Origin of the sequence: Chitinivorax sp. PXF-14, assembly GCF_040812015.1 — a bacterium.
Classification (GTDB): Bacteria; Pseudomonadota; Gammaproteobacteria; order Burkholderiales; family SCOH01; genus JBFNXJ01.
This window is the reverse complement of the sequence record NZ_JBFNXJ010000014.1, coordinates 44,041-67,512: the sequence shown is the minus strand read 5'-3', so window position 1 is coordinate 67,512 and position 23,472 is coordinate 44,041. Positions and strand designations below refer to the sequence as shown.

Genomic DNA, 23,472 nt, shown 5'->3' with positions numbered 1-23,472 from the left:
GTCGCCTGCATGCTGCAAACACCCCACGCGCCGTAATACAAACGATTATTCACTTCTTGCATAACAAGGTTTGAGAGATGAGCTCTATTGTAGAAGTTGTAGCACGTGAGATTCTGGATTCGCGCGGCAATCCGACCGTTGAAGCCGATGTCCTGCTCGAGTCCGGCGTGATGGGCCGCGCAGCGGTACCGTCGGGCGCGTCGACCGGCGAAAAGGAAGCCGTCGAACTGCGCGATGGCGACAAGGCCCGCTACCTGGGCAAGGGCGTGCTGAAGGCCGTCGAGAGCGTCAACACCGAGATCTGCGAAGCCATCATCGGCCTCGATGCGGCTGATCAGGCCTTCATCGACAAGACGCTGATCGAGCTTGACGGCACCGACAACAAGAGCCGCCTCGGCGCCAATGCCATTCTGGCCGTCTCGGTTGCTGTCGCCAAGGCCGCTGCGGAAGAGGCTGGCTTGCCGCTCTACCGTTATCTCGGTGGTGCTGGCCCGATGGCCCTGCCGGTGCCGATGATGAACGTCATCAACGGCGGCGCACACGCCAACAACAGCCTGGACATCCAGGAATTCATGATCATGCCGGTGGGCGCCAAGACCTTCCGTGACGCACTGCGCTGCGGCGCCGAGATCTTCCATCACCTGAAGAAGATCATCGACGCCAAGGGCATGCCGACCACTGTTGGCGACGAAGGCGGTTTCGCACCGAACCTGAAGTCGAACGAAGAAGCCCTGGCGCTGATCAGCGAGGCGGTCACCGCTGCCGGCTACACCCCGGGCGAGGATGTGATGTTCGCGCTCGATTGCGCCAGCTCCGAGTTCTACAAGGACGGCCACTATGTGCTCGAAGGCGAGGGCGGCCTGAAGCTGACCTCGGCACAGTTTGCCGACTACCTGGCAACGCTGGTCGACAAGTACCCGATCATTTCGATCGAAGACGGCATGAGCGAGCACGACTGGGATGGCTGGAAGCTGTTGACCGACAAGCTTGGCAAGAAGGTGCAGCTGGTTGGCGACGACGTATTCGTAACCAATCCGAAGATCCTGGCCAAGGGCATCGAAACCGGTATCTGCAACTCGCTGTTGGTGAAGATCAACCAGATCGGCACGCTCTCCGAAACGCTGCAGGCCGTCGATCTGGCCAAGCGCAACCTGTACACCTCGGTGATGTCGCATCGTTCCGGCGAGACCGAGGACAGCACGATTGCCGACCTGGCCGTGGCGACCAACTGCATGCAGATCAAGACCGGCTCGCTGTCGCGTTCGGACCGCATGGCTAAATACAACCAGTTGCTGCGTATCGAGGAAGAGCTGGGCGACGCTGCCTACTATCCTGGCCGCAAGGCTTTTTATCACCTCAAGTGATACGTAGCTTGAAATAATCTGGGAACCCTGCAACACTCGCGGCAATTTTCATTCAATGCTACGGGTGTTGCGGGTTTTTTTATGCGCTTTTTGACGTTGATCCTGGTTGTGCTGATTGCGTTGCTGCAATATCCACTATGGGTGGGCAAGGGCAGTTGGCTCAGCGTGTGGAAAAACGACAGCGAGTTGACCCGCCAGAAAGTGGCGAACCAGCAATTGCAGGCGCGCAACTCGGCGCTCGAGGCCGAAGTCAAAGACCTCAAGCAAGGTTACGACGCGATCGAAGAACGCGCGCGCAACGAGCTGGGCATGATCCGGCAAGACGAAGTCTTCTTCCAGGTGATCGAGGTTCCTGCGGCTTCCCCGGCCGTGCCTCCAGCCAAAACGCCCGCACGATAGTTTTTATCTGGCCTGCCGGCGTTGTAAACGTTAGTCTCCCATCTAATATGTGATGTAGTGCCCGTCTGCGCGGGCTTTGCCAACTCTAGAGCAAGGTTGAACGAATCCGTATGGAGAAATCGGTTAACCCGTCACTGGTCGCGCGCGAAACGCTGAAGTTGATGGCTCAGCGCAAGGTGATGCCCGACCCGGAGAACTATCGCCGCATCTACAACGAGATTGCCGGTATCGAGGCGGCCGACGACAGCGCGCTCGTCTCGGCCTTGATGCAGCCCCTGCGGGAGGGGGCGGGCAGCAGCCCGGTGCGCCAGCGTGCCCTGCGGGAGCTCGAGCAGGCGGTGCAGGACAAGCGCTGGACCGATTTTTTCTCGCTCTATGAAGACGAGCTGCTGCACAGCATTGCCAGCGGGCATTTCGCCCGCCCTTGGGCCGAGCTCATCCGGGATTTGATCCGCGAGTGGGATCTGCATCGGCCCGGATTTTCTTCCTCCAAGAAGAAAGAAGCCCTGGAGCGCGTACTGACCAACTTTGGCGCCGACCTGTCGTCCCTCAACGAAAAGCTCACCGGCATGCTGAAAGGCTGGGCGGAAGGCGGAACACCCTCTGCCGGTGTCGAGGTGCTCGAGGCGGACGGGGAAACCGGCGTGCTGAATGCGGCTGCTCCGGCCAGCCCTGCTGCATCGGGGGCCACCGCGCCGGGCGGCCCTGTCGTGGCACCGGCTGGCACCAATTTTGGCACCTGGGTCGAGCTGCTGGGCCTGATACTCGATATCGGCGTGGTGGCGCGGCTCGGTGGCCTGCCGCATCTGCAGGAAGAGGCGGCCGCGCTCAAGGTGGCCGTGGCCAATGTGCGCGACGAGGGTGGCCTGTTGCATTTCGCGGCGAAGCTGCGCAAGTTCTGCACCCGGCTCGAGTTGCAAAACGATACCGAAGAACGCCTGCTTGGCGGCCTGCTGCGTCTGCTCGAGCTGCTGGTCGAGAACATCGCCGAGCTGGTGATCGACGACAAGTGGCTTGAGGGGCAGCTTGTCGTTGTGCGTGATCTGATCGTCAAGCCGCTGTCGGTTGGCCGCATCTACGATGCGGAAGCCAGCTTCAAGGAGGTGATCGTCAGGCAGAGTGTGCTGAAACAAGGCTTGAATGAGGCCAAGGCGACGTTCAAGAATATGATCGCGACCTTCATTGACCGGTTGGGCGCGATGTCGAGCACGACAGGCAACTATCACGACAAGGTCACCACCTACGCCGAGCGCATCAAGCAGACCGACGACATGGTTCAGCTGAATCGCCTGTTGTCCGAGTTGATGAACGATACCCGCTCCATGCAGGTGGATATGCTGCGCTCGCGCGACGACATGCTTGAGGCGCGCCGTCAGGCGGACGAGGCCGAGCGACGTATCGATGCGCTCGAGAACGAGCTCAAGACGATCAGTGAAAAGGTGCGCGAGGACCATCTGACCGGCGCGCTCAATCGCCGGGGGCTGGAGGAGTCGTTCCGTGCCGAGCTGTCGCGCAGCGAACGCGAAGACATGCCTCTGTCGGTCGCGATCCTCGATATCGACAACTTCAAGCAGCTCAACGATCGGCTCGGCCACATGGCCGGGGACAGCGCGCTGGTGCACCTGGTGAAGGTGGTGAAGGATACGCTGCGCCCCACCGATGTTGTAGCCCGCTATGGAGGGGAGGAATTTGTCGTGTTGTTGGCGAATACGCCGCTGGAAGAGGGGGTCAATGTCATGGCGCGCCTGCAGCGCGAGCTCACCAAGCAATTTTTCCTCTACAACAATGAGCGCCTGCTGATCACATTCAGCGCTGGTGTGGCTACCTATCGTGCCGGGGAGGAGCAGGAGTCGGTCATCGGGCGTGCCGACGAGGCGATGTATGTCGCCAAGAAAACCGGCAAGAACAAGGTCGTTGCCGCCGGGTAGCCGCCCCACCGGCAATTATTGCCGCTCTCACCGCCGTTTTCGTCTGAAAAATATCGCCGCTTCTGCGGCGATATTTTTTTATCCAATAAAATCATTGATTTGAGCATGGTTTTTGACTGTTGCCAGGACATGGCACGGTTCATGCATTACATCGGATACCTTACTCAGGATGAGTCCGATGATCGGCAAGATTGACCGCGAATTCGCGTTTATGGAACAGGCAATGAAACTGCGCACCTATCGCCAGGAATTGCTCGGCTCCAATATCGCCAACGCCGATACGCCTGGCTACAAGGCCAAGGACATTGACTTCGCTGCTGCGCTGGCCAATGCGCAAGGCATCAAGAACGACACATTGAAGATGGCCACCACTGACCAGCACCATCTTGGCCTGGCCGGTGCCAGCAACCCGCTCGATGCGAAGGTGTTGTACCGCACGGAGAAGCAGGCCAGCATCGACGGCAACACGGTCGATACCGACACCGAGATGGCCGATTTTACTGACAACGCCGTGCGCTATCAGGCGGAGCTGACCTTTATGACCAGCCGTATCCGCTCGCTGACCAGTGCATTGCAGACCCGATAAACAAGGCGACGATTAGCATATGTTCAAGGTATTCGACATCGCCGGTTCCGCCATGGCAGCCCAATCGCAGCGCCTGAATGTGGTGGCGAGCAACCTGGCCAATGCCGACAGTGCGACGAGTGCCACGGGCCAGCCCTACAAGGCCAAGCAGGTGGTGTTTGAAACGACGCCGCTGAACAAGGCGCAACCGAGCGTCGCCGGCGTGCGCGTGCGCGAGGTCATTGAAGATCCGGCCCCGGCCCGGATGATTTACGACCCGAAGAACCCGCTGGCAAACGATCAGGGCTACGTCACGATGCCCAACGTCAATCCGGTGGAAGAAATGGTCAACATGATTTCCGCATCGCGTTCATACCAAACGAACGCGGACATGATGAATACCGCAAAAACCATGCTGCTGCGCACCTTGCAGCTGGGCCAGTAAGGAGCTAACCATGGCTGACGTGAACCCCGTCTCCGGCGCAGGCAGCGCTGCCAGTACAAGCAGCACCAAGCAGACCAAGTCCACCAATTCGATGGACGAGACGCAGGACCGCTTCCTGCGCCTGCTGACTACGCAGATGCGTAACCAGGATCCGCTCAATCCGCTCGACAACGCTCAAGTGACGACGCAGATGGCGCAGATCAACACGGTGACCGGCATCACCAAGCTCAATGAGTCGATCGCCGCGCTCTCCAAGAACATGGTCGCCGGCCAGGCGATGCAGGCCGCGAGCGTTATCGGCCGTCAGGCGCTGGTACAGGGCAATCAGCTCGCGCTGACCGGCAGCGGCGGCACCTCGGCGGGCATCGATTTAGCCAAGGATGTCGACAGTGTGGCCATCTCGATTGTCGATGCCGACGGCAACCAGGTGGCCAAGCATGTGCTCGGCGAACAGAAGGCCGGCATGATGCGCCTCGATTGGGATGGCAAGGACGACAACGGCAATGCCTTGCCGGCTGGGACCTACCGCTACTCGGTTCAGGCCAAGGCGGCGGACGGCTCACTGGTTGATGCGACCAAGTATGCGTTCGGCAAGGTGGGCAGCGTGCTGCTCGGTGATGATGGTGTGAAACTCGATATTGGCTCGCTCGGCACCGTCGCGATGACCGATGTCAAGCAAATCGTGTAACCAGGAGTTAGAACATGGGTTTCCAGCAGGGTTTGTCCGGCCTCAACGTCTCGGCCAAGAATCTGGACGTGATCGGCAACAACGTGGCTAACGCCAACACGGTAGGCTTCAAGAATTCCCGCACGGAATTTGCCGACATCTTCGCCACCACACTGGTTGGCCTGTCCGGCACGCAGTCCGGTATCGGTGCCTATGTGAGCCGGGTATCGCAGCAGTTCACGCAGGGCAACATCACCTCGTCGGCCAATCCGCTCGATATCGCGATCAACGACAATGGCTTCTTCCGCATGTCGTCGCCCGCCGGCGCCTTGAGCTACACCCGCAACGGCCAGTTCAAGCTCGATCAGTTCGGCTTTATCGTCGACAATCGCGGCAGCTACCTGACCGGCTTTGGCGTGACCAAGGCAATCGATCCGCTGAACGGCGTGGCAACCGACGTTGCCGACCGCGGCAAGCCGATTAACCTACGCATCGACCCCAACGGCAACTCGGCGCCGCAAGCGACTGGCGCCAGCATCGGCTCCGATAATGGTGCCTTGTTCAAGGTCAACCTGGATGCGCGCTCGGCGGTGCCGACGGCGAAGAATGCCTTCCTGTCGTCCGCCACGCCCGTGGGTGGCCCCCTGGGTAAGCCCATCCCCGATGCCTCCAGCTACAACACGGCCACGTCGCTGCAGGTCTACGACAGCCAGGGCTTTGCCCACTCGCTGACGACGTTCTACGTCAAGACCGAGACGCCCAACGAGTGGGCGGTCAAGATGGTGGCCGACGGTGCCAGCGCGATCAATGTGCAGGTGCGCGAGCCGGGTGGTGCGACCTTCAAGAACCAGGTCGACGCAACCGGTGCTGCCTACGACAACACGGGCGCCGCGTTACCCGGCCTGGCTGATCTCCGCCTGGTGTTCGACAACAACGGCCAGTTCGTTGGCTACAAGATTGCCGGCGCAACCGGCCCCCTTCCTGGTGGTGTCTATCCGCCGACAACGCCCCCCGATATCTCGCTGAACCTGACCGGCATCGCGAGCGAGCTGACCAATATCAACCAGGTCAAGGGCGTCAACACGACGGTTACCTACGGTGCCACCACGCCGCTGACCTTTCCGCTCAACTTCGCGTCCTCGACCCAGTTCGGTTCCGGCTTTACCGCCAAGACCCAGCAGGATGGCTATGCACCGGGGCAGCTGGCCGGCTTCGCGATTTCGCCGCAAGGCGCGATCACCGTGCGCTACACCAACGGTCAGACGCGTACCGAAGGCTTTGTGCGCATGGCCAACTTTCCCAACCAGCAAGGCTTGCAGCCCGCCGGCAACAATCAGTGGGTGCAGACCTTCCAGGCCGGCGCGGAGCAGACCGGCCTGCCCGGCGACGCCGGTTTTGGCACGCTGCAATCGGGTGCGGTGGAGGATTCGAATGTCGACCTGACGGCCGAGCTGGTCAATATGATCACCGCGCAGCGCTCGTATCAGGCCAACGCGCAAACCATCAAGACGCAGGACTCCGTGCTGCAGACGCTGGTCAATCTGCGTTAAGCACACTAGGGCTATAGAGCATGGATCGCCTGATCTACGTCGCGATGAATGGGGCGAAGCACCTGCTGTTGCAGCAGGCTTCGACTGCCCAAAATCTGGCGAATGCCAGCACGCCCGGTTACAAGGCAGAAGAAAATGTGTTCCGCGCCTTGCCGGTGGTTGGCAGCCCGGCCTTGCCGACCCGCACCTTCGTGGTGGACCAGACCACGGGCGCGGATTTCACGCCCGGCCCGATCCAGTACACCGGCCGCGAGCTCGACATGGCGATCAAGGACCGCGGCTGGTTCGCAGTACAAACGCCCAATGGCGAGGCCTACACGCGCCACGGCGGCTTCGAGATCGACGCGACCGGCCTGCTGCGCACCAGCAACGGCTTGACCGTGCTTGGTGACGGTGGCCCGATTACCGTGCCGGAGAACAACCGCATCGAGGTGGGGTCGGATGGCACGGTCGTCGCGATCCCGCTCGATGCCCCACAAAACCGCGCAGAAATTGGCCGCCTCAAGCTCGTCAACCCGGCTGAGCGCAATCTGCAAAAAGGCAGCGATGGCCTGTTCCGCACCCGCGATGGCCAGCCGGCCCAGGCGGACGCCAATGTCCGCGTCTATGGCGGCGGGCTCGAGGCGAGCAATGTGAATCTCGTCGAATCGCTGGTCAATATGATCAGCAATTCCCGCCAGTACGAAACCCAGATCAAGCTACTGCAGACGGCCGACCAGGATGCGCAGCGTGCAGCGCAGATCCTGACGCTGAGCTGAGCCACCAGAGGATAGAAGAACATGATAAGAGCGCTTTGGGTTGCCAAGACCGGCATGGATGCCCAGCAAACCAATATCGACGTGATCTCGCACAACCTGGCCAACGTCAGCACTACCGGCTACAAACGCGAACGCCCGGTGTTCGAGGACCTGATTTACCAGACGCTGCGCCAGCCCGGCGGCCTGGCGACGCAGCAGAACGAGATCCCGACCGGCTTGCAGCTTGGTGTCGGCTCCCGTGTCGTCGCCACGGTGCGCAATCACACCGAGGGTACGTTGCAGAAGACCGACAATCCCTTCGATATTGCGATCAACGGCCGCGGCTTCTTCCAGGTCCTGCTGCCGGATGGCACCACGGCTTATACGCGGGATGGCTCCTTCGAGGTCAACAGCCAGGGGCAGATGGTGACATCGAGCGGCTACCCCTTGCAGCCCGCTATCACCATTCCGTCCAACGCCCAGCAGGTGACGATAGGTAGCGATGGCACGGTGACGGTGCTGCAGCCCGGCAATGTGCAGCCGACGCAGCTGGGCCAGATCCAGGTTGCCGACTTCATCAACCCGGCGGGGCTGCAGTCGCGCGGGGAAAACCTGTATAGCGAAACCGCGGCCTCCGGCGCGCCACAGGTCAATGTGCCCGGCACCAACGGCTCGGGCGTTCTGCTGCATACCTATGTCGAGAACTCCAACGTCAACGTGACCGAGGAGCTGATCAGCATGATTCAGGCCCAGCGCGCTTTCGAGATCAACTCGCGCTCGATTCAGGCATCCGACCAGATGCTGCAGAAACTCACGCAACTCTAATGGTGATGGAGGGCTCATGCGCCTACTCATCGGATTGATCGGCTTGGCACTGCTGGCAGCTTGCAGCAGCACGCCGAAAAGCATCGTTCAGCTCCCTACCTCGACACGGCCGACTGCCGCGGCGCAGCCGGTTTACGGCAACGGGGCGATCTTTCAGGCTGGCGCGGCCTCGCGCGGCGGCCTGTTCGAGGACCGCGTGGCACGCCAGGTCGGCGACATCCTCAATATCGCGATCGAAGAGAAGCTCAACGCCAGCACCAAGTCCAACAGCAATGCCGATCGCACCGGCGCAATCACGGCATCGGCCAACCCCTTCACGGTGCCATATTCGGGTGGGGTGCTGAGCAAGCTCGCGTCGCTCAACATCAAAGCGTCGTCCGACAACAAGTTCGAGGGCAAGGGCGAAAGCAACGCCAGCAACGTCTTCACCGGCTCGATCACCGTTACGGTGGTCGAAGTGCTGCCCAACGGCAACCTGATCGTGGCCGGCGAGAAGCAGATCGCAATCCATAACGAGCACGAATTCCTGCGTTTTTCCGGGGTCGTCAACCCGTCCGACATCAAGACGGGCAACACCGTGTCGTCCACCAAGGTGGCGGATGCCCGCATTGAGCACCGTGCGACCGGCGTTGTTGGCGATGCGCAGGATGCCGGCTGGCTGCAGAAATTCTTCCTGTCCGTGATGCCGTTTTGAGCGGGAGCCTGTTCATGCGTAAGTTAATCGTCCTCTCCCTGCTGGCCGCCGCCGTGCTGGCAGCCCCGGTGCAAGCCGCGCAGCGCATCAAGGAGCTGGCGACGATACAGGGGGTGCGCCCCAACCAGTTGGTTGGCTACGGCCTTGTTGTCGGCCTCGACGGCACCGGCGACCAGACGACCCAGACCCCGTTCACCACACAGAGCTTGGTGACCATGCTGAACCAGCTCGGCGTGCAGCTGCCGGCCGGCACCAATCCCCAGCTCAAGAACGTGGCTGCGGTCAGCCTGACCGCATCGCTACCGGCGTTTGCCAAGCCGGGCCAGCCGCTCGATGTCACCGTGTCGTCGATCGGCAACGCCAAGAGCCTGCGTGGTGGCACCTTGCTACTGGCGCCGTTGAAGGGGGCGGATGGGCAGATCTATGCCATGGCGCAGGGCAATATCCTGCTGGGCGGGGCCGGCGCATCGGCCGGTGGCTCCAGCGCGCAGGTCAACCAGCTCAATGCTGGCCGCATTCCGGCTGGGGCCACGGTGGAGCGCGCGGTACCGAGCTATCTGGGGCAGGGTGACTATATCAATGTGGAGCTGCAACAGTCGGACTTCACCACGGCCAATCGCGTGGTCGATGCCATCAACGCCGCTATGGGCCCGGAGACCGCGCGGGCGCTCGATGGTCGGCAGATCCAGGTGCGTGCACCACTCGATTCGAACGAGCGCGTGCAGTTTCTCGCACGGGTGGAAAATCTTGCCGTCGACCCGGCAGATAATGCCGCCAAGGTGGTCATCAACGCCCGTACCGGCTCCATCGTGATGAACCAGGCGGTGACGCTCGAGCCCTGTGCGGTGGCGCATGGCAACCTGTCGGTGTCGGTTGGCGCCAAGAACGACGTGAGCCAGCCCAATGCCTTGTCCGGCGGGCAGACCACGCCAGTGCAGAATGCCGATATCTCGATCAAGGCCGACCAGGGGCGGCTCGTTCAGCTGCAGCGCGGGGCCAAGCTGGCCGACGTGGTCAAGGCGCTCAATACCATTGGCGCCACGCCGCAGGACTTGCTGTCTATCCTGCAGGCAATGAAGGCCTCCGGCGCGCTCCGGGCCGATCTCGAAATCATCTGAGCCAGCCCTTGGCAGACCGTGTCGCCTGACGTGAAGTGGCTGGCCTGCATCTTGCTTATGTTCGGTTGAACATTCAGGAACACCGACATGCGCACCTCCTCACTTCCACTCTCTTTAGGCGCTACATCGACACCCGCTGTCGATCTGGGTAATCGCCTGAGCCTGGATGTCGGCAGCCTCGATGCGCTCAAGCAGCAGGCCAAGACGGACAATAAGGCTGCCCTGAAGGGTGTGGCGCAGCAGTTCGAGTCGCTGTTCCTGCAGATGATGCTGAAGAACATGCGCAATACCGTGCCGGAGAGCGAGCTGTCTGGTAGCAACGAGCTCAAGACTTTCACCGGCATGTTCGACGACCAGCTGGCGCAGAAGATTGCATCGGGCCGTGGCATCGGTTTCGCGGACATGATCGTCAAGCAGCTGAGCCGTGAGCATGTGTATCAACCCGGCAAGCTGCCGGCCGATGCCTCCCTGCCCAAGGCCGTACCGGTCAAGCCGGTGGCCGACAAGGCCGGGGTGGCCATTTCGGGCCATGCGACGGCCACGCAGTTCGCCGACACCATGCTGGCCCAGGCCAAGCCTGCGGCGGATCAGCTGGGTGTGTCGCCGCACGTGCTGGTGGCCCAGGCCGCACTCGAAACCGGCTGGGGCAAGCGCGTGATTCGCGATGCGAATGGCGGCGACAGCCACAACGTGTTCGGCATCAAGGCCGGCAAGGACTGGACCGGGCCGGTGGCCGAGGTGACCACCACCGAGTATGTGAACGGCAAGCCGGAGAAGCGGGTCGAGCGTTTCCGCGTCTACGGCTCGCACGAGGAAGCCTTTAACGATTACGCCAAGCTGCTGGCCAAGAACGGCCGCTACCGCGAGGCCCTGAACCAGGGAGACGATGCGGCGGGCTTCGCCAGCGCGCTGCAGCAGGGCGGTTACGCGACCGATCCGCAGTACGCGGCAAAGCTCACGCGCGTGGCAAATCATCAGGTGCTGCGCCGCGCGGCAATCGCCGCCTACCAGCAGTGGACCTGATGCGATCAATTTTCCCGGCTTGTTGCCGATAAGTGTGTTGATGCACCAAGTTGATGGTGCAGGGAGCAAATGATGGCTAGTGGTATCTTCGGGGTTGCACTGACAGGGTTGAATGCCGCACAGGCAGGCCTGCTTACGACCTCGCACAACGTCGCCAATGCCAATACCGATGGCTATAGCCGCCAGGAAATCCGCCAGGAGGCATCCAAGCCGCTGTTCACCGGTGCCGGGTTCTTTGGCCGTGGCGTCGAGGTGACCAACGTCGTGCGTGCTTATGATGATTTCCTCAATCGCTCCGTGCTGTCGGCCGAATCACAGCAAGGCTATCTGCAAGGCTTTCAGGACCAGGTCAACATTCTCGACGGCATCGTGGCCGATCCGACCGTCGGCCTGTCGCCGTCCGTACAAAGCTTTTTCACCGGCGTGCAGAGCGCTGCCTCCAAGCCCGCCGATATTCCCTCGCGGCAACAGATGATCAGCCTGGGCAACACCCTCGCATCGCGCTTCCAGCAGATCAATGGCCGCTTGCAGGAAGTCCGCCAGGGGGTGAACGACCAGATCACCGCCACGATATCGCAGATCAACGCGCTGGCGGGCAAGGTGGCCGATCTCAACAACGAGATCGCCGCGCGCACCTCGGGCGCCGGCCGCGATCCCAACGACCTGCTCGACCAGCGCGATGCCGTGATTGGCGAACTGAACAAACTCGTCAAGGTGACGGTGTCGCCGCAGACTGATGGCTCGTTCAATATTTCGATCGGCACCGGCCAGACCCTGGTGCTCGGCGGCACCACCAACAAGTTCGCCGCCGTGCCCGCAACGGCCGACCCGGAAAAGATCAGCGTGGCGGTGTCGCAAGGGCAGGTCAGCATTCCGTTGGACGATAGCCTGCTGCAGGGCGGCAAGCTGGGCGCGTTGCTGAATTTCCGTACCAACGCGCTCGACCTCGCACAAAACTCGCTAGGCCGCGTCGCAATCGGCCTGGCGCGGACGATGAACGAGCAGCAGGGCCTGGGGCAGGATCTCGACGGCAATGCGGGGCTCAATATGTTTGCCGTCAGCTCGCCGCGTGTCGTGTCCTACGGTAACAACGGCGGGAACGGACTGATGAGCGCGTCGCTGTCGTCGGTGGGCGAGCTGACCACCAGCGACTATCGCGTGATCTACAACGGCGCGGCGGCCGGCTACGACGTCATTCGTCTTGCCGACAACGTCAAGACGACCTATACCAAGGCCCAGGTCGAATCGGCTACCGGCGTGACGCTCGATGGTGTCAATTTCAAACTGGCCTCGGGCGCCCCCAACCAGGGCGACTCTTTTCTCGTGCAGCCGACGCGCAACGGCGCCCGCGATATTGCGATGCAGATCACCGATCCGCGCCGCATCGCGTCCGCCGCGCCGTTCCGCACCGCGGCGACGGTGGGCGGCGCAACGCCCAACCAGGGTACCGGACAGATCGACCTGGGCGTGGTGAACGCCGCCAATGATCGCGTGGTCATCAAGTTCACCTCGGCCGGCACCTTTACCGTGACCGACGCGACGACCGGCGCCGCAGTGCCATCGCCGAGTGCAGCCACGCCGTTGACGCCGGCATCCTATACCTGGAACTATCCGGCCAATGCGACGGTGACCGTGAATGGCTGGCAGACCACCCTCAGCGGCACGCCTGCCGCCGGTGACCAGTTCATCGTCGACAAGACCGTGGCGTCGCGCGGCAGCGCAAATGCCGGCACCGGCAACATTGCCGAAGTGGTGCCGGACCCAGCCGCACGGCCGGCCGGTGCCCCGGCACCCCAGCCGCCGCTGTCGGTGTTCATGCCGCATATCGAGAACCTGAAGAACAACGTCACGATCAAGTTCACGTCGACGACGACATTCGACGTTGTTGACAACTCGACGCTACCGGCGCCGACAACCTTGGCCACCGGGCTCAACTACGATCCCACCAAGACCAACGCCGTGTCGTTCAACGGCTGGACGGTCAAGCTGTCGGGTAACCCTGTCGCCAACGATACCTTCACCGTCGGCCCCAATACCAATGCCGATTCAGACAACCGCAATGCGCTGGCGATGGCAGCGTTGCAGACGACCAATGTGCTCGGCGATGCGTCGGCGTCCTACCAGTCGGCCTATGGTCAGATGGTCAGCAATGTCGGCAACCAGGCGTCAGAAATCAAGATAGGCTTGAAGGCTCAGGATACGCTGGTCAAGGAAGCCAATAGCAACAAGAGTTCCTTCTCTGGCGTCAACCTCGATGAAGAGGCCGCCAATCTGCTGAAATATCAGCAGGCCTATATGGCGGCGAGCAAGGTTATTTCGATTGCCCAGGAAGCGTTCAAGAGTATTCTGAATATTGGCGGTTGATGCCGGCACGAGCCGGCAGCAGCAACAGCTAGGAAATCATCATGGCAATTCGCGTCAGTACCTCAAACATTTACGCGCTCGGTGTCGACAGCGTGCGTCAGAACCAGGCCGATCTGGTCAAGCTGCAGCAGCAGGTTGCTACCGGCCGCAGGATACTCACGCCCTCGGACGACCCCGTGGCGTCGGCGCAGATCCTCAGTGTGAACCAGGCCAATGGGCTCAACGACCAGTTCAAGACGAATGGGGACAATGCCAAGTCCACCGTCGCCTTGAGCGAGGGCTATCTGCAGTCGATGACCAGCCTGCTACAGGACGTGAAGACCCAGGCCGTCTATGCCGGCAACCCGAGCCTGACGCAGACCGACCGCGGCGCGCTGCTGTCCGAGCTGCAAGAGCGCTACAAGGAGCTGATCGGCTTGGCGAACTCCACCGACGGCAATGGCCAGTACCTGTATTCCGGCTACCAGGGTTCGACCCGCCCGTTTGAAGAAACGGCGCCCGGTGTGGTGACCTATATGGGCGACCAGGGGCAACGTTCCATCCAGGTCAGCCCATCGCGGGCCTTGCCGGTGAGCGAATCCGGGGTGAACGTGTTCCAGCGCATCAAGGAAGGCAATGGCACGTTCGTGCTCAAGGCCGGCTCGAATCTGGTCACGCCCGGAGCGAACCTCGGCACCGGCATCGTGGGCCCCGGCACCGTCGTCGACGTCAACAAGTGGCGAAACAGCAGTGGCGATTTCAGCATCCGCTTCGATATCGATGCGACGACCACGCCGTCCACCACGCATTACGACATCATCGATAATTCGACCAACCTGTCCGTCATCACAGGGGGTGCGCCGGCGACCGTGCCATTCCCGACCACGCTGCCGGTGTATCAGCCCAATGCGACGATCTCGATGCCCAACCAGGGCATCACCTTCACCGTGGATGGTGCGCCGGCGGCAGGCGATCAGTTCACCATCAAGTCGGCGCAGGACAAGCAGGTGTTCGACACACTGACGGACTTTGCCAACCTGCTCAAAAGCGCGAAGGATAACCCGGTCAACGTTGCCAGCTATCAGAACAGCCTGAATCTGGTGATGCAAGGCTTGGACAACGCCCTGACCAACGTCACGACGGTACAGGCTGATGTGGGCACGCGCCTGAAAGAGGTCGACAGCGTGCGCGATACGCTCGACGATCTGACCGTGCAGTATTCGACGCAGCTGCGCGATCTGGGGGACCTGGATTACGCCAAGGCGATCAGTGATTTTTCGCTGACCCAGACCTATCTCGAGGCTGCACAAAAGACGTTCGTGCAGACGCAGAAATTGTCGCTGTTCGAGCAGATCTGACGCCCCCTCCCTGACAGCACAAAGCCACCAGAAACGGTGGCTTTGTCTTTGGCGCGGGGCCTGGCTCAGGCGAACCAGTTGAGCCAGCCATCGAGTCCGACATGGGTCAGGGCATAGGCAGCCTGCTGGCGCACGATGGGTTTGGCATGATAGGCGATGCCGACGCCGGCCGCGGCCAGCATCTTCAAGTCATTGGCGCCGTCGCCGAGCGCGATCACCTGCTCGGGCTGCAGGCCCAGATCGTCGCGCACGCGGGCGAGCCAATCCACCTTCGCCTGGGCATCGAGAATGTCGCCGACGAGCTGGCCGGTGAGCTTGCCATCGACCACTTCCAGTGTGTTGGCATGAGCATGCGTGAGGCCCAGTCTGGCTTTCAGGCGCTCGGTGAAGAAGGTGAAGCCGCCCGACACCAGCAAAGACTTGAGGCCGGCCTGATGGGCGGTTCTCAGCATGCGCTCGGCGCCCGGGGAGAGCGCTAGCCGTTCGTCGTAGACGCGTTGCAGTGCCGACTCGTCGAGCCCCGCCAGCAGGCTCACTCGTTCGCGCAGGCTCTGGCTGAAATCGATCTCGCCACGCATCGAGCGCTCGGTAATGGCCGCCACCTTGTCCTTGATGCCCTGCATATCAGCGATTTCGTCGATGCACTCGATGGTGATCAGCGTGGAATCCATGTCCATCACCACCAGCCCGAAGTCCTTCAGCTGCTTGCCCGCTTGCACGAATGCATGGTCGTACTGGGTTTCGTCGCAGAAGGCGGCGACTTCGGCCTGGCTCGATGGATCTGCATCGACGAGGCGGAAGGCCTGCCGGCTCGCATCCGGCTGCAGGATTGCCTCGATCGCGCTGGCGCCGCTCAGCTGGGCAAGGCGCTTGAGGTTTGGGGTGGCGACTTCAGCCGCCTGGACAATGAGTTTCGTCATACTGGAAGGTCCGTCATCTGGTGGCGCTATGCCAGCGCCTTGAAAAATGCCTTGAGTGCCTGAACGCGCTGCGGCAATTCAGGCATCTTCTGTTCGATCTTGAGCTTGTCCTGCCCGGCCAGTTTGTATTGGCGCCCGCTCTGCACGAGCTGGATGATCCGTATCGGGTCGATCGGCGGGTTGGGGATGAACTGCACGTGCACGGCCGACTCGGTGGCATCGACCTGCTTCACACCGAGCGGTTTGCCCTGAATGCGCAAGCGGTGGCAATCGAGCAGCGTCTTGGTGGCTTCCGGTGGCAGGCCGAAGCGGTCGATCAGCTCCTGATACATGTCGTCGAGTTCATCGAAGGTATCGCAGTTCGCCAGCCGTTTGTAGATGACCAGGCGCTCGTGCACGTCGGGGCAGTACTCATTGGGAAGCAGGGCAGGGGCGTGCAGATTGATTTCGGTGGTGATCCCGAGCGGCTGGTTTAGATCGGGCTCGACGCCTTTCTTCAACGCCCTGACAGCCTCGTTGAGCATGGCGTTGTAGAGGTTGAAGCCGATCTCCTGTATCTCGCCCGACTGGGAGTCGCCCAGGACTTCGCCCGCGCCGCGGATTTCCAGGTCGTGCATGGCGAGATAGAAGCCGGAGCCCAGTTCCTCCATCATCTGGATGGCTTCCAGCCGCTTCTTGGACTGGGCCGTCATCGCTGTTTCTTCCGGCGTCAGCAGATAGGCGTAAGCCTGGTGGTGCGAGCGGCCAACGCGGCCACGCAGCTGGTGCAACTGGGCCAGGCCGAAGCGATCCGCACGGTTGATGACGATGGTGTTGGCATTGGGGATGTCGATGCCGGTTTCGACGATCGTGGTGCAAAGCAGCAGGTTGAAGCGCATCTGGTGGAAGTCGCGCATCACCGCCTCGAGCTCGCGCTCGCGCAACTGCCCGTGCGCCACGCCGATACGGGCCTCGGGCAGTAATTGCGACAGCTTCTCACGCATGTTCTCGATCGTTTCGACCTCGTTGTGCAGGAAGAACACCTGCCCGCCACGCTTGAGCTCGCGCAGGACGGCTTCACGAATGATGCCGTCGTCGGTGCGTGACACGAAGGTCTTGATCGCCAGCCGCCGCTGAGGCGCGGTCGCGATGACAGAAAAGTCGCGGATGCCTTCGAGCGACATGGCAAGCGTGCGCGGTATCGGCGTTGCGGTCAGCGTCAGCACGTCCACCTCGGCGCGTAGCGCCTTGAGCTGTTCCTTCTGACGCACGCCAAAGCGGTGTTCCTCGTCGATGATGACGAGTCCGAGGTTCTTGAACTTCACATCCGGCTGCACCAGCTTGTGGGTGCCGATCACGATATCGATGCTGCCGTCCGCGAGCCCCTTCATTGCGGCCGATACTTCCTTGGCCGTGCGGAAGCGTGACAGCTCGGCGACCTTGACCGGCCAGTCGGCAAAACGGTCGCTGAAATTCTGCTGATGCTGTTCGGCCAATAGCGTGGTCGGCACGAGCACCGCCACCTGCTTGCCTCCCATCACGGCCACGAAGGCTGCGCGCAGCGCGACTTCGGTCTTGCCGAAGCCGACGTCGCCGCAGACGAGCCGATCCATCGGCCGGCCCGAGGTCATGTCGGCGATGACGGCCGCGATGGCCGAGGCCTGATCGGGGGTTTCCTCAAAGCCGAAGCTGTCGGCAAAGGCCTGGTAGTCATGCTCGCCGAGCTTGAAGGCATAGCCTTGGCGTGCCGCGCGTTGCGCATACAGATTCAGCAGCTCAGCCGCCGTGTCGCGCACCTGTTGGGCCGCCTTGCGCTTGGCTTTTTCCCAATGACCGCTGCCAAGTTTGTGCAGTGGTGCATCTTCCTGCGCGGCGCCGCTGTAACGGCTGATCAGGTAGAGGTGCGAGACGGGAACATACAGCTTGTCGCCGCCGGCATACTCCAGCAGCAGGAACTCATCCTCGCCGTTGCCGAGGTCGAGATTGACCAGCCCCATGTAGCGGCCGATGCCATGCTGCTCGTGCACGACGGGGTCGCCGACCTTGACCTCGGACAGGTCGCGCAACAGCGTTTCCGATGCCGGCTTGCGGCTCTGCCGGCTCTCGCGGTTGCGCGTGACATGGGCATAGAGCTCGCTCTCGGTGATGATGGCGTGCCGTGTCTCGGACAGGATGAAACCGGTCTGCAGCGGGCCAACACCGAGGCTGAACGGTGCGCCGGTGGCTTCCGCCTCTGCCCAGGTCTCCAGCAGTTCGGGCTTGAGGTCGTACTCCGCGAGGAAGGCCGCCATGGTCTCGCGGCGCCCCAGCGATTCCGCCAGCAACAACACGTGGCCATCATGCCGGGAAAGAAACTGAGTCAGCGCCGCCAGCGGATTGTCGGCCCGACGATCGACCTGCACGGCAGGTAGGGCCTGGCTTGGCGCGTGCTCAGACGGCACAGTGGTATTGCCGGACAGCTCGAAGCGGCCATAGGTCTTCAGCGTGGCGAAGAAGCGGTCGACCGGCAGATAGAGCTCTTCCGGTACCAGCGCGGGGCGCTGCTTGTCGCCCTGCATCAGGCGATAGCGCGATTGGGTGTCTTGCCAGAAACGTTCGGTGGCACCCAGCAGGTCGTGGTGCTGGGTGACGATGACGTCCTTCGGCAGGTAATCGAACAGCGTGGCGGTCTGCTCGAAGAACAGCGGCAGGTAGTATTCGATGCCCGCTGGCGCCAAGCCGTTGCTGACATCCTTGTACAGCTGCGAGCGCGACGGATCGCCCTCGAAGCGCTCGCGGAAATTCCTGCGAAACAGGTTACGCCCGGCCTCATCGAGCGGAAATTCGCGCGCCGGCAGCAGGCGAATCTCGCGTACCGGGTAGATCGAGCGCTGGCTGTCGACGTCAAAGGTGCGGATGGTCTCGATCTCGTCATCGAACAGGTCGATGCGGTAGGGCAGGGTGGAGCCCATCGGGAACAGGTCGATCAGGCCGCCGCGCACGCTGTATTCGCCGGGGCTGTAGACCTGGGTGACGTGCTGGTAGCCTGCCAGTGTCATCTGCGCGCGCAATGCGTCGAGATCGACCTTTTCCTTCGCCTTGAGAAAGAAGGTGTGCGCGGCCAGGTACTCGACTGGCGGCAAGCGCATCAGCGCAGTCGAAGCCGGCACGATGAGCGCGTCGAACTGCCCGCTTCTGACTTGCCACAATGTCGCCAGCCGCTCAGAGATCAAGTCCTGGTGTGGGGAGAAGTGATCGTAGGGCAGCGTTTCCCAGTCCGGCAGCTGCAGCACGCGCGATTGCGGAGAGAAGTAACGAAGCTCGTGCAGCAGTCGCTGCGCATCCTGGCCTGTCTCGGTCACGATCAACAAGGGCGCGTGTGACGCCAGGACGGATTTGAGCTGCCATGCGTCCGCACTGCCGTGGGCGGCGGGGAGGAGCGTCTTGAGGCCGGGCTTGGGGCGCGAGAGGGGCGATGTCATCTGGAACAATGCACGGGCGCTACGAAACCGCACATTATACCAGCGTCGGCCCGGCTGTTACGGGCGTGCCCGCCTACTTTTGCGCCGTACCGGCCGCGCCAGCATCCTTCTGCAGGCGCCGGGCACCGTCAAAACGCTTCTGCCAGTATTGGTCCTTCATGTTGACGATTTCCACGCCTGCCCCGGCGGTGGGGGCGTGGATGAAGCGGTCGTCACCGAGATAGATGCCAACGTGCGAGAACTTGCGCTTCAAGGTGTTGAAGAACACCAAGTCGCCCGGCTTGAGCTTTTCCTTCTCTACCGTCTCGCCTAGCTTGCTGATCGCCAGGGCATTGTGTGGCAGTGCCATCTGCAGCGACTGCCCAAAGACATAGCGCACCAGGCCCGAGCAATCCAACCCCGATTCGGGTGACTTGCCACCCCATTTGTAGGTCACCCCGACCAAGGCAAGCGCCTGCAACACCAGCTCTTGCGTCTTGATGTCGGCCTTGTCGCCAGCCGCCGCGGGGCGATCGATTGCGCTACGCTCCGGGCGTGCTTCTGTCGCTGATGTCTGGCCACTGCCGGCCTGTTCCGGGGCATCCGCAGGAGGGGCTGCACTGGCCAGTGCAGCGGTCAACAGGAGGACGGTTCCGGCATATCGGAGTCTGCTCATAGGCTGGGAATGTATCGGAACGGGAAGTGGCGTGTAAAGTCTGGAGCTGGCACCAGGTCATGCATGAAACCGCTCGGGACTTGAAGCTTACCACTTGTCGGTATTGCTTTTACATGGCGACGGCAGGTGACATACAGTTATTGAAAATACAATTGGAGACCGTGGAAATGCGCCTGCAACGAGGTTTTACGCTGATCGAGCTGATGATTGCGTTGGTCATCATCGGTGTTCTGGCAGCGATTGCACTTCCTGCATATACGGACTATGTGACGCGTAGCCGACTGACCGAGGCATTTGCGTCCTTGTCTGATGTTCGTACCAAGCTGGAACAATGGTTTCAGGATAACCGGACATATATTGGCGGGTGTGCAGCGGGTACACCAGCAGCTCGAGCAATTACCCTCGCGTCCAATTTTGCGGTTACGTGTGATTTGGCTGCTAATACTGCAACGGTCACTGCCACGGGGTCTGGGACTGTTTCCGGGTTTGTGTTTACGGTTGATCAAGATGGCAATAAAGCAACCACTTCTGTCGGTACCGGTTGGGCTGGTGCGCCCAGAAATTGCTGGATCAGTAAAAAGGACGGGACATGTTGATCCTGCGGAGGGCGCGTGGCTTCACGGTAATTGAGATAGCTATCACATTGGTGATATTTGGCGTGCTTTTGGCTGTCGCACTGCCGTCCTACACCGACTGGCTGCAAAATTCTCGCGCTCGCGATATGACCGAATCCTTTATGTCCGGGCTGATGCTTGCAAGGACGGAGGCAATCAAACGGGGAACCAATGTACGTTTGGATGTAGTAGGCACCCGGGGGTGGACGGTTTCTGATGTCGCCAGCCAGGCAGTGATCCAGAACCAACCGGCTCTTGAGCACCTGGGCACGGTTTCTGTCACGGCCCAAGATAGCGGTGGCGTAGCAGCCACATCTGTCATCTTTACCGGGCTTGGTGTCCTCCTGACGCCGGCACAGAACAATGCCGTTGCCAGTCCCGTGTCGCGTATTGATATCCAGGTTGACGCATTGGCCGAGGCTGATCGGCGTGAATACAGCATTCTGATTGCTCCTAACGGTAGCATTCGCTGGTGTGACCGGAAAATGCAAGAGATAGAGGATCCCAGATCGTGCGATCGCTAGTGATGGAAAGGCCGCAGCCTGCGCCTGCCCGGCTTGATTTGGCGATTATCAATGGTCGCGAGCGCGGGGTTGCGCTGATCGAGGCCTTGGTTGCCATTGTTGTGTTTGCTATCGGTGTACTTGCTCTTGTCGGCTTGCAAGCCAGATCAGTTGGAGATGTCTCTGAATCGAGATATCGCTCGGAAGCCGCATATCTGGCGAACCGGCTCATAGCGCAGATAATGACGGACCCACAAAACATTGCCAATTATGTAACGCCCGGGGCGCTTACGGTAAATAGCCGTTTGCAGCCATGGGTGAATGATGTCGTCAATCGCTTGCCTGGGGCATCCGCCTATCCACCGATAGTGGCAGTTGTGCCGGGAACGCCGATTCCCTGGCCACCTCAGCCTGGAACATTTTTAACGCCTTCAACGGTAACGGTGACAGTGCGGTGGGCGCCACCCGGTACACGACCTGGAGCAACTGCTACCCACACATTTGTTGCTACATCTGTCATTTCCAGAAACCCTTCGAATTAGGATGGCAGTACTCATGGTTAAGCTATCGTTACCCTTACAGCATTGCCATACTATGGCGTTGTTGAATCGGCGAAGCCAACGCTATCACGGTGGTTTTAGTCTGGTTGAATTGATGGCTGGGCTGGCTGTTGGGTTGCTGGCAATGTTGGCTGTTTTTCAGGTATTTAGTTTTGCGTCGACGCAATCCCGTACCACCAGTGCTGTAGCAGACGCACAACAGGCGGGGGCTCTTTCCCTGTATTTGCTGGAGCGAGAAGCCCGGCAAGCTGGGTATGGTTTCAATCTGGAAGATGGGATCGGTTGCACCGTTCAGGCTCAAAATGGTAACGGCGCATACACCTTTACGCTGTCCCCAATTGTAATCCAGTCGGGAGGGGCTGCCGGTAGCGATACTCTCACTGTCATGCGGGGCTCTGGTGATCGACCTGTTTGGTCGCCTCTTTCCAGCCCGTATGATGGATCAGGTGCCGCCATCGCCCTTATGAATAGCTTTGGTTTTCGACTGAACGATTTTGCATTGATCGTGAGCCCAACCTTGGGCTGTACGCTCATGCGTGTCACTGGCGTCGTTGGAAATGCGCTTACACATACGGCCAATACCTTCAATGCCGCGGCACCTGGGATTACATATGACGTTGCGCCGGGTGGTGCTGGAATCCAGGCCAGTGTAGTCGATCTTGGGGGGGCTCCTGTCATTAGCCAGTTCAGTGTTCAGTCAAGCAAGTTGATGGTGGCTGATGTACTCAATGGTGCTGCCCCTGCGTTATATGCGGACAATGTCGTTGCACTAAAGGCGCAATATGGGTTCAACGCCTGCCCGGCGACAAGCAGCTCTGGTGACGTCGTGACGAGCTATAGCGGCACAATGATTGATGCCGACGGAGACGGAGTGGTAGGAAATCGCGGTGACTGGGCCAGAGTCAAGGCAGTAAGAATTGGTGTCTTGGTGCGTGGAACTCAATATGAGCGTGATGTTGTGAGCCCCCCCAGTATTGTACTGTGGCCAACCACGACTACATTGCCAACATCGATAGGCCCGAGCATTGCTCTGACTGATACTCAACGTCACTACCGTTACAGCGTCTTCACCACAATTGTTCCCATTCGAAATATGCTGTGGTCGCGTGGCATGCAGTGGAGTGCTTTGCAAAAATGCAACTAACTGACAGACAAATATTGGTGGTACCCAGGCAGGGGTATCGTAGGCATAGCGCCGGTGTGGTGCTGTTTGCGAGCCTGATTGTGTTGATCATCGTTACGTTGGCCGTACTATCCACTATTCGGCGAGTGGATAGTTCAAATATGTTGGCAGGTAGCTTGGCTTTTCGTCAGGCTGCACTGGCAGCCACCGAGCAAGGTTTTGACCGTGCATACCGGGTATTGATGGGGAGCGCTGCCGCTTCGCTGCAGAACAATGGAACGGGTAACGGATATCGAGCATCGGCTACCAATACCGACGTAAATTGGCGTTCTGAAGATACATGGGCCAACGCCTCTACGCGAGTGACGGATTCCGGTGGTAATCAACAACAGTTTCTGATCGAGAGGCTTTGTTCTGCCTCTGGAGATCCTGCTGCCAATTTGGCAATACAGTGTGCTCGGGCTGGTGCGGGAGTAGCACCGAGTAGCCTTATGGAGCACACGCAAGAGGCATTTGTTCCTCCGGTTACTGCTCCAATTATATATCGAATTACGGTGCGTGTGCTTGGCCCTAGAAATGTCACAAGCATTGCTCAGGCTTTTGTAACGAATTGAGGCTTTCGCCTGCTCGAACTGAAGGAT

General features: G+C 60.6%; 22 protein-coding genes. 19 read left to right on the top strand and 3 right to left on the bottom strand.

Annotated elements, in window-relative coordinates; genetic code table 11:
• The first annotated feature begins 77 nt into the window (after positions 1-77).
• The 14 genes from eno to flgL all read left to right on the top strand — a co-directional run bounded on the left by eno (position 78) and on the right by flgL (position 15,016).
• Complete coding sequence (gene eno / locus ABWL39_RS16245) at positions 78-1,364, top strand: phosphopyruvate hydratase (RefSeq protein WP_367793606.1); 1,287 nt, start codon at positions 78-80, stop codon at positions 1,362-1,364.
• A gap of 81 nt (positions 1,365-1,445) precedes the next feature.
• On the top strand, positions 1,446-1,763 hold the full coding sequence (gene ftsB / locus ABWL39_RS16240; RefSeq protein WP_367793603.1) for a cell division protein FtsB: 318 nt from the start codon (positions 1,446-1,448) through the stop codon (positions 1,761-1,763).
• Positions 1,764-1,873: 110 nt separating this feature from the next.
• On the top strand, positions 1,874-3,691 hold the full coding sequence (locus ABWL39_RS16235; protein WP_367793600.1) for a diguanylate cyclase: 1,818 nt from the start codon (positions 1,874-1,876) through the stop codon (positions 3,689-3,691).
• A 178-nt stretch (positions 3,692-3,869) separates the two neighbouring features.
• Complete coding sequence (gene flgB, locus ABWL39_RS16230; RefSeq protein WP_367793597.1) at positions 3,870-4,277, top strand: flagellar basal body rod protein FlgB; 408 nt, start codon at positions 3,870-3,872, stop codon at positions 4,275-4,277.
• A gap of 19 nt (positions 4,278-4,296) precedes the next feature.
• Entirely contained in the window at positions 4,297-4,701 is a 405-nt protein-coding gene (gene flgC, locus ABWL39_RS16225; protein ID WP_367793594.1) for a flagellar basal body rod protein FlgC, read from the top strand.
• Positions 4,702-4,711: 10 nt separating this feature from the next.
• Positions 4,712-5,389 (top strand): flagellar hook assembly protein FlgD, encoded by a 678-nt coding sequence (locus tag ABWL39_RS16220; protein ID WP_367793591.1) that lies wholly within the window; start codon positions 4,712-4,714, stop codon positions 5,387-5,389.
• A 14-nt stretch (positions 5,390-5,403) separates the two neighbouring features.
• Positions 5,404-6,918 carry a flagellar hook protein FlgE gene (gene flgE / locus ABWL39_RS16215; protein WP_367793588.1) on the top strand — a complete coding sequence of 505 codons (1,515 nt, stop codon included), beginning with the start codon at positions 5,404-5,406 and terminating at the stop codon, positions 6,916-6,918.
• Between the two features lie 20 nt (positions 6,919-6,938).
• Positions 6,939-7,676 carry a flagellar basal-body rod protein FlgF gene (gene flgF / locus ABWL39_RS16210; RefSeq protein WP_367793585.1) on the top strand — a complete coding sequence of 246 codons (738 nt, stop codon included), beginning with the start codon at positions 6,939-6,941 and terminating at the stop codon, positions 7,674-7,676.
• Positions 7,677-7,697: 21 nt separating this feature from the next.
• Positions 7,698-8,480 (top strand): flagellar basal-body rod protein FlgG, encoded by a 783-nt coding sequence (gene flgG, locus ABWL39_RS16205; RefSeq protein WP_367793583.1) that lies wholly within the window; start codon positions 7,698-7,700, stop codon positions 8,478-8,480.
• A gap of 16 nt (positions 8,481-8,496) precedes the next feature.
• On the top strand, positions 8,497-9,174 hold the full coding sequence (locus ABWL39_RS16200) for a flagellar basal body L-ring protein FlgH (protein WP_367793580.1): 678 nt from the start codon (positions 8,497-8,499) through the stop codon (positions 9,172-9,174).
• Positions 9,175-9,188: 14 nt separating this feature from the next.
• Positions 9,189-10,292, top strand: coding sequence for a flagellar basal body P-ring protein FlgI (locus tag ABWL39_RS16195; protein WP_367793577.1), 1,104 nt, complete (start codon positions 9,189-9,191; stop codon positions 10,290-10,292).
• A gap of 87 nt (positions 10,293-10,379) precedes the next feature.
• Positions 10,380-11,315: a flagellar assembly peptidoglycan hydrolase FlgJ gene (flgJ, locus tag ABWL39_RS16190; protein ID WP_367793574.1), complete on the top strand. Its 936-nt coding sequence runs from the start codon at positions 10,380-10,382 to the stop codon at positions 11,313-11,315.
• Positions 11,316-11,384: 69 nt separating this feature from the next.
• On the top strand, positions 11,385-13,679 hold the full coding sequence (flgK, locus tag ABWL39_RS16185; RefSeq protein ID WP_367793571.1) for a flagellar hook-associated protein FlgK: 2,295 nt from the start codon (positions 11,385-11,387) through the stop codon (positions 13,677-13,679).
• A 41-nt stretch (positions 13,680-13,720) separates the two neighbouring features.
• The gene (flgL, locus tag ABWL39_RS16180) at positions 13,721-15,016 is read left to right on the top strand and encodes a flagellar hook-associated protein FlgL (RefSeq protein WP_367793568.1); all 1,296 of its coding nucleotides are present in this window, start codon (positions 13,721-13,723) and stop codon (positions 15,014-15,016) included.
• Between the two features lie 65 nt (positions 15,017-15,081).
• Here the strand turns inward: flgL and serB are convergent, their stop codons facing one another.
• From serB to ABWL39_RS16165, 3 genes are all read right to left on the bottom strand, one after another.
• Positions 15,082-15,936: a phosphoserine phosphatase SerB gene (gene serB, locus ABWL39_RS16175; RefSeq protein WP_367793565.1), complete on the bottom strand. Its 855-nt coding sequence runs from the start codon at positions 15,934-15,936 to the stop codon at positions 15,082-15,084.
• Between the two features lie 26 nt (positions 15,937-15,962).
• Positions 15,963-19,376 (bottom strand): transcription-repair coupling factor, encoded by a 3,414-nt coding sequence (mfd, locus tag ABWL39_RS16170; RefSeq protein WP_367793562.1) that lies wholly within the window; start codon positions 19,374-19,376, stop codon positions 15,963-15,965.
• 73 nt (positions 19,377-19,449) lie between these two features.
• Positions 19,450-19,995, bottom strand: a complete 546-nt coding sequence (locus ABWL39_RS16165) for a C40 family peptidase (RefSeq protein WP_367793558.1) — start codon at positions 19,993-19,995, stop codon at positions 19,450-19,452.
• Between the two features lie 95 nt (positions 19,996-20,090).
• On the opposite strand from ABWL39_RS16165, the gene ABWL39_RS16160 reads away from it, so the two are divergent.
• Genes ABWL39_RS16160 through ABWL39_RS16140 form a run of 5 tightly spaced genes read left to right on the top strand, consistent with a single transcriptional unit; the run spans position 20,091 to position 23,445 of the window.
• Entirely contained in the window at positions 20,091-20,627 is a 537-nt protein-coding gene (locus ABWL39_RS16160) for a type IV pilin protein (protein ID WP_367793555.1), read from the top strand.
• Positions 20,621-21,169: a GspH/FimT family pseudopilin gene (locus tag ABWL39_RS16155; RefSeq protein ID WP_367793552.1), complete on the top strand. Its 549-nt coding sequence runs from the start codon at positions 20,621-20,623 to the stop codon at positions 21,167-21,169. The genes ABWL39_RS16160 and ABWL39_RS16155 overlap by 7 nt, the downstream gene beginning before the upstream one ends.
• A 2-nt stretch (positions 21,170-21,171) precedes the next feature.
• Positions 21,172-21,690, top strand: coding sequence for a prepilin-type N-terminal cleavage/methylation domain-containing protein (locus ABWL39_RS16150; RefSeq protein WP_367793549.1), 519 nt, complete (start codon positions 21,172-21,174; stop codon positions 21,688-21,690).
• A 52-nt stretch (positions 21,691-21,742) separates the two neighbouring features.
• A complete protein-coding gene (locus ABWL39_RS16145) occupies positions 21,743-22,852 on the top strand; it encodes a PilW family protein (protein WP_367793545.1) in 1,110 nt (369 codons plus the stop codon).
• The gene (locus ABWL39_RS16140; protein WP_367793542.1) at positions 22,843-23,445 is read left to right on the top strand and encodes a hypothetical protein; all 603 of its coding nucleotides are present in this window, start codon (positions 22,843-22,845) and stop codon (positions 23,443-23,445) included. The genes ABWL39_RS16145 and ABWL39_RS16140 overlap by 10 nt, the downstream gene beginning before the upstream one ends.
• Positions 23,446-23,472: the final 27 nt, after the last annotated feature.

Bases quoted from the DNA above. Each gene is read 5' to 3' on its own strand.
- flgF (WP_367793585.1), top strand. From the start codon at position 6,939: ATGGATCGCCTGATCTACGTCGCGATGAATGGGGCGAAGCACCTGCTG.
- flgC (WP_367793594.1), top strand. From the start codon at position 4,297: ATGTTCAAGGTATTCGACATCGCCGGTTCCGCCATGGCAGCCCAATCG.
- ABWL39_RS16145 (WP_367793545.1), top strand. From the start codon at position 21,743: ATGGCGTTGTTGAATCGGCGAAGCCAACGCTATCACGGTGGTTTTAGT.
- ABWL39_RS16220 (WP_367793591.1), top strand. From the start codon at position 4,712: ATGGCTGACGTGAACCCCGTCTCCGGCGCAGGCAGCGCTGCCAGTACA.
- eno (WP_367793606.1), top strand. From the start codon at position 78: ATGAGCTCTATTGTAGAAGTTGTAGCACGTGAGATTCTGGATTCGCGC.
- flgK (WP_367793571.1), top strand. From the start codon at position 11,385: ATGATGGCTAGTGGTATCTTCGGGGTTGCACTGACAGGGTTGAATGCC.
- ABWL39_RS16200 (WP_367793580.1), top strand. From the start codon at position 8,497: ATGCGCCTACTCATCGGATTGATCGGCTTGGCACTGCTGGCAGCTTGC.
- ABWL39_RS16150 (WP_367793549.1), top strand. From the start codon at position 21,172: ATGGAAAGGCCGCAGCCTGCGCCTGCCCGGCTTGATTTGGCGATTATC.
- flgG (WP_367793583.1), top strand. From the start codon at position 7,698: ATGATAAGAGCGCTTTGGGTTGCCAAGACCGGCATGGATGCCCAGCAA.
- ftsB (WP_367793603.1), top strand. From the start codon at position 1,446: ATGCGCTTTTTGACGTTGATCCTGGTTGTGCTGATTGCGTTGCTGCAA.
- ABWL39_RS16160 (WP_367793555.1), top strand. From the start codon at position 20,091: ATGCATGAAACCGCTCGGGACTTGAAGCTTACCACTTGTCGGTATTGC.
- ABWL39_RS16155 (WP_367793552.1), top strand. From the start codon at position 20,621: ATGTTGATCCTGCGGAGGGCGCGTGGCTTCACGGTAATTGAGATAGCT.
- flgL (WP_367793568.1), top strand. From the start codon at position 13,721: ATGGCAATTCGCGTCAGTACCTCAAACATTTACGCGCTCGGTGTCGAC.
- ABWL39_RS16235 (WP_367793600.1), top strand. From the start codon at position 1,874: ATGGAGAAATCGGTTAACCCGTCACTGGTCGCGCGCGAAACGCTGAAG.
- flgJ (WP_367793574.1), top strand. From the start codon at position 10,380: ATGCGCACCTCCTCACTTCCACTCTCTTTAGGCGCTACATCGACACCC.
- flgB (WP_367793597.1), top strand. From the start codon at position 3,870: ATGATCGGCAAGATTGACCGCGAATTCGCGTTTATGGAACAGGCAATG.
- serB (WP_367793565.1), bottom strand. From the start codon at position 15,936: ATGACGAAACTCATTGTCCAGGCGGCTGAAGTCGCCACCCCAAACCTC.
- ABWL39_RS16140 (WP_367793542.1), top strand. From the start codon at position 22,843: ATGCAACTAACTGACAGACAAATATTGGTGGTACCCAGGCAGGGGTAT.
- flgE (WP_367793588.1), top strand. From the start codon at position 5,404: ATGGGTTTCCAGCAGGGTTTGTCCGGCCTCAACGTCTCGGCCAAGAAT.
- ABWL39_RS16195 (WP_367793577.1), top strand. From the start codon at position 9,189: ATGCGTAAGTTAATCGTCCTCTCCCTGCTGGCCGCCGCCGTGCTGGCA.
- mfd (WP_367793562.1), bottom strand. From the start codon at position 19,376: ATGACATCGCCCCTCTCGCGCCCCAAGCCCGGCCTCAAGACGCTCCTC.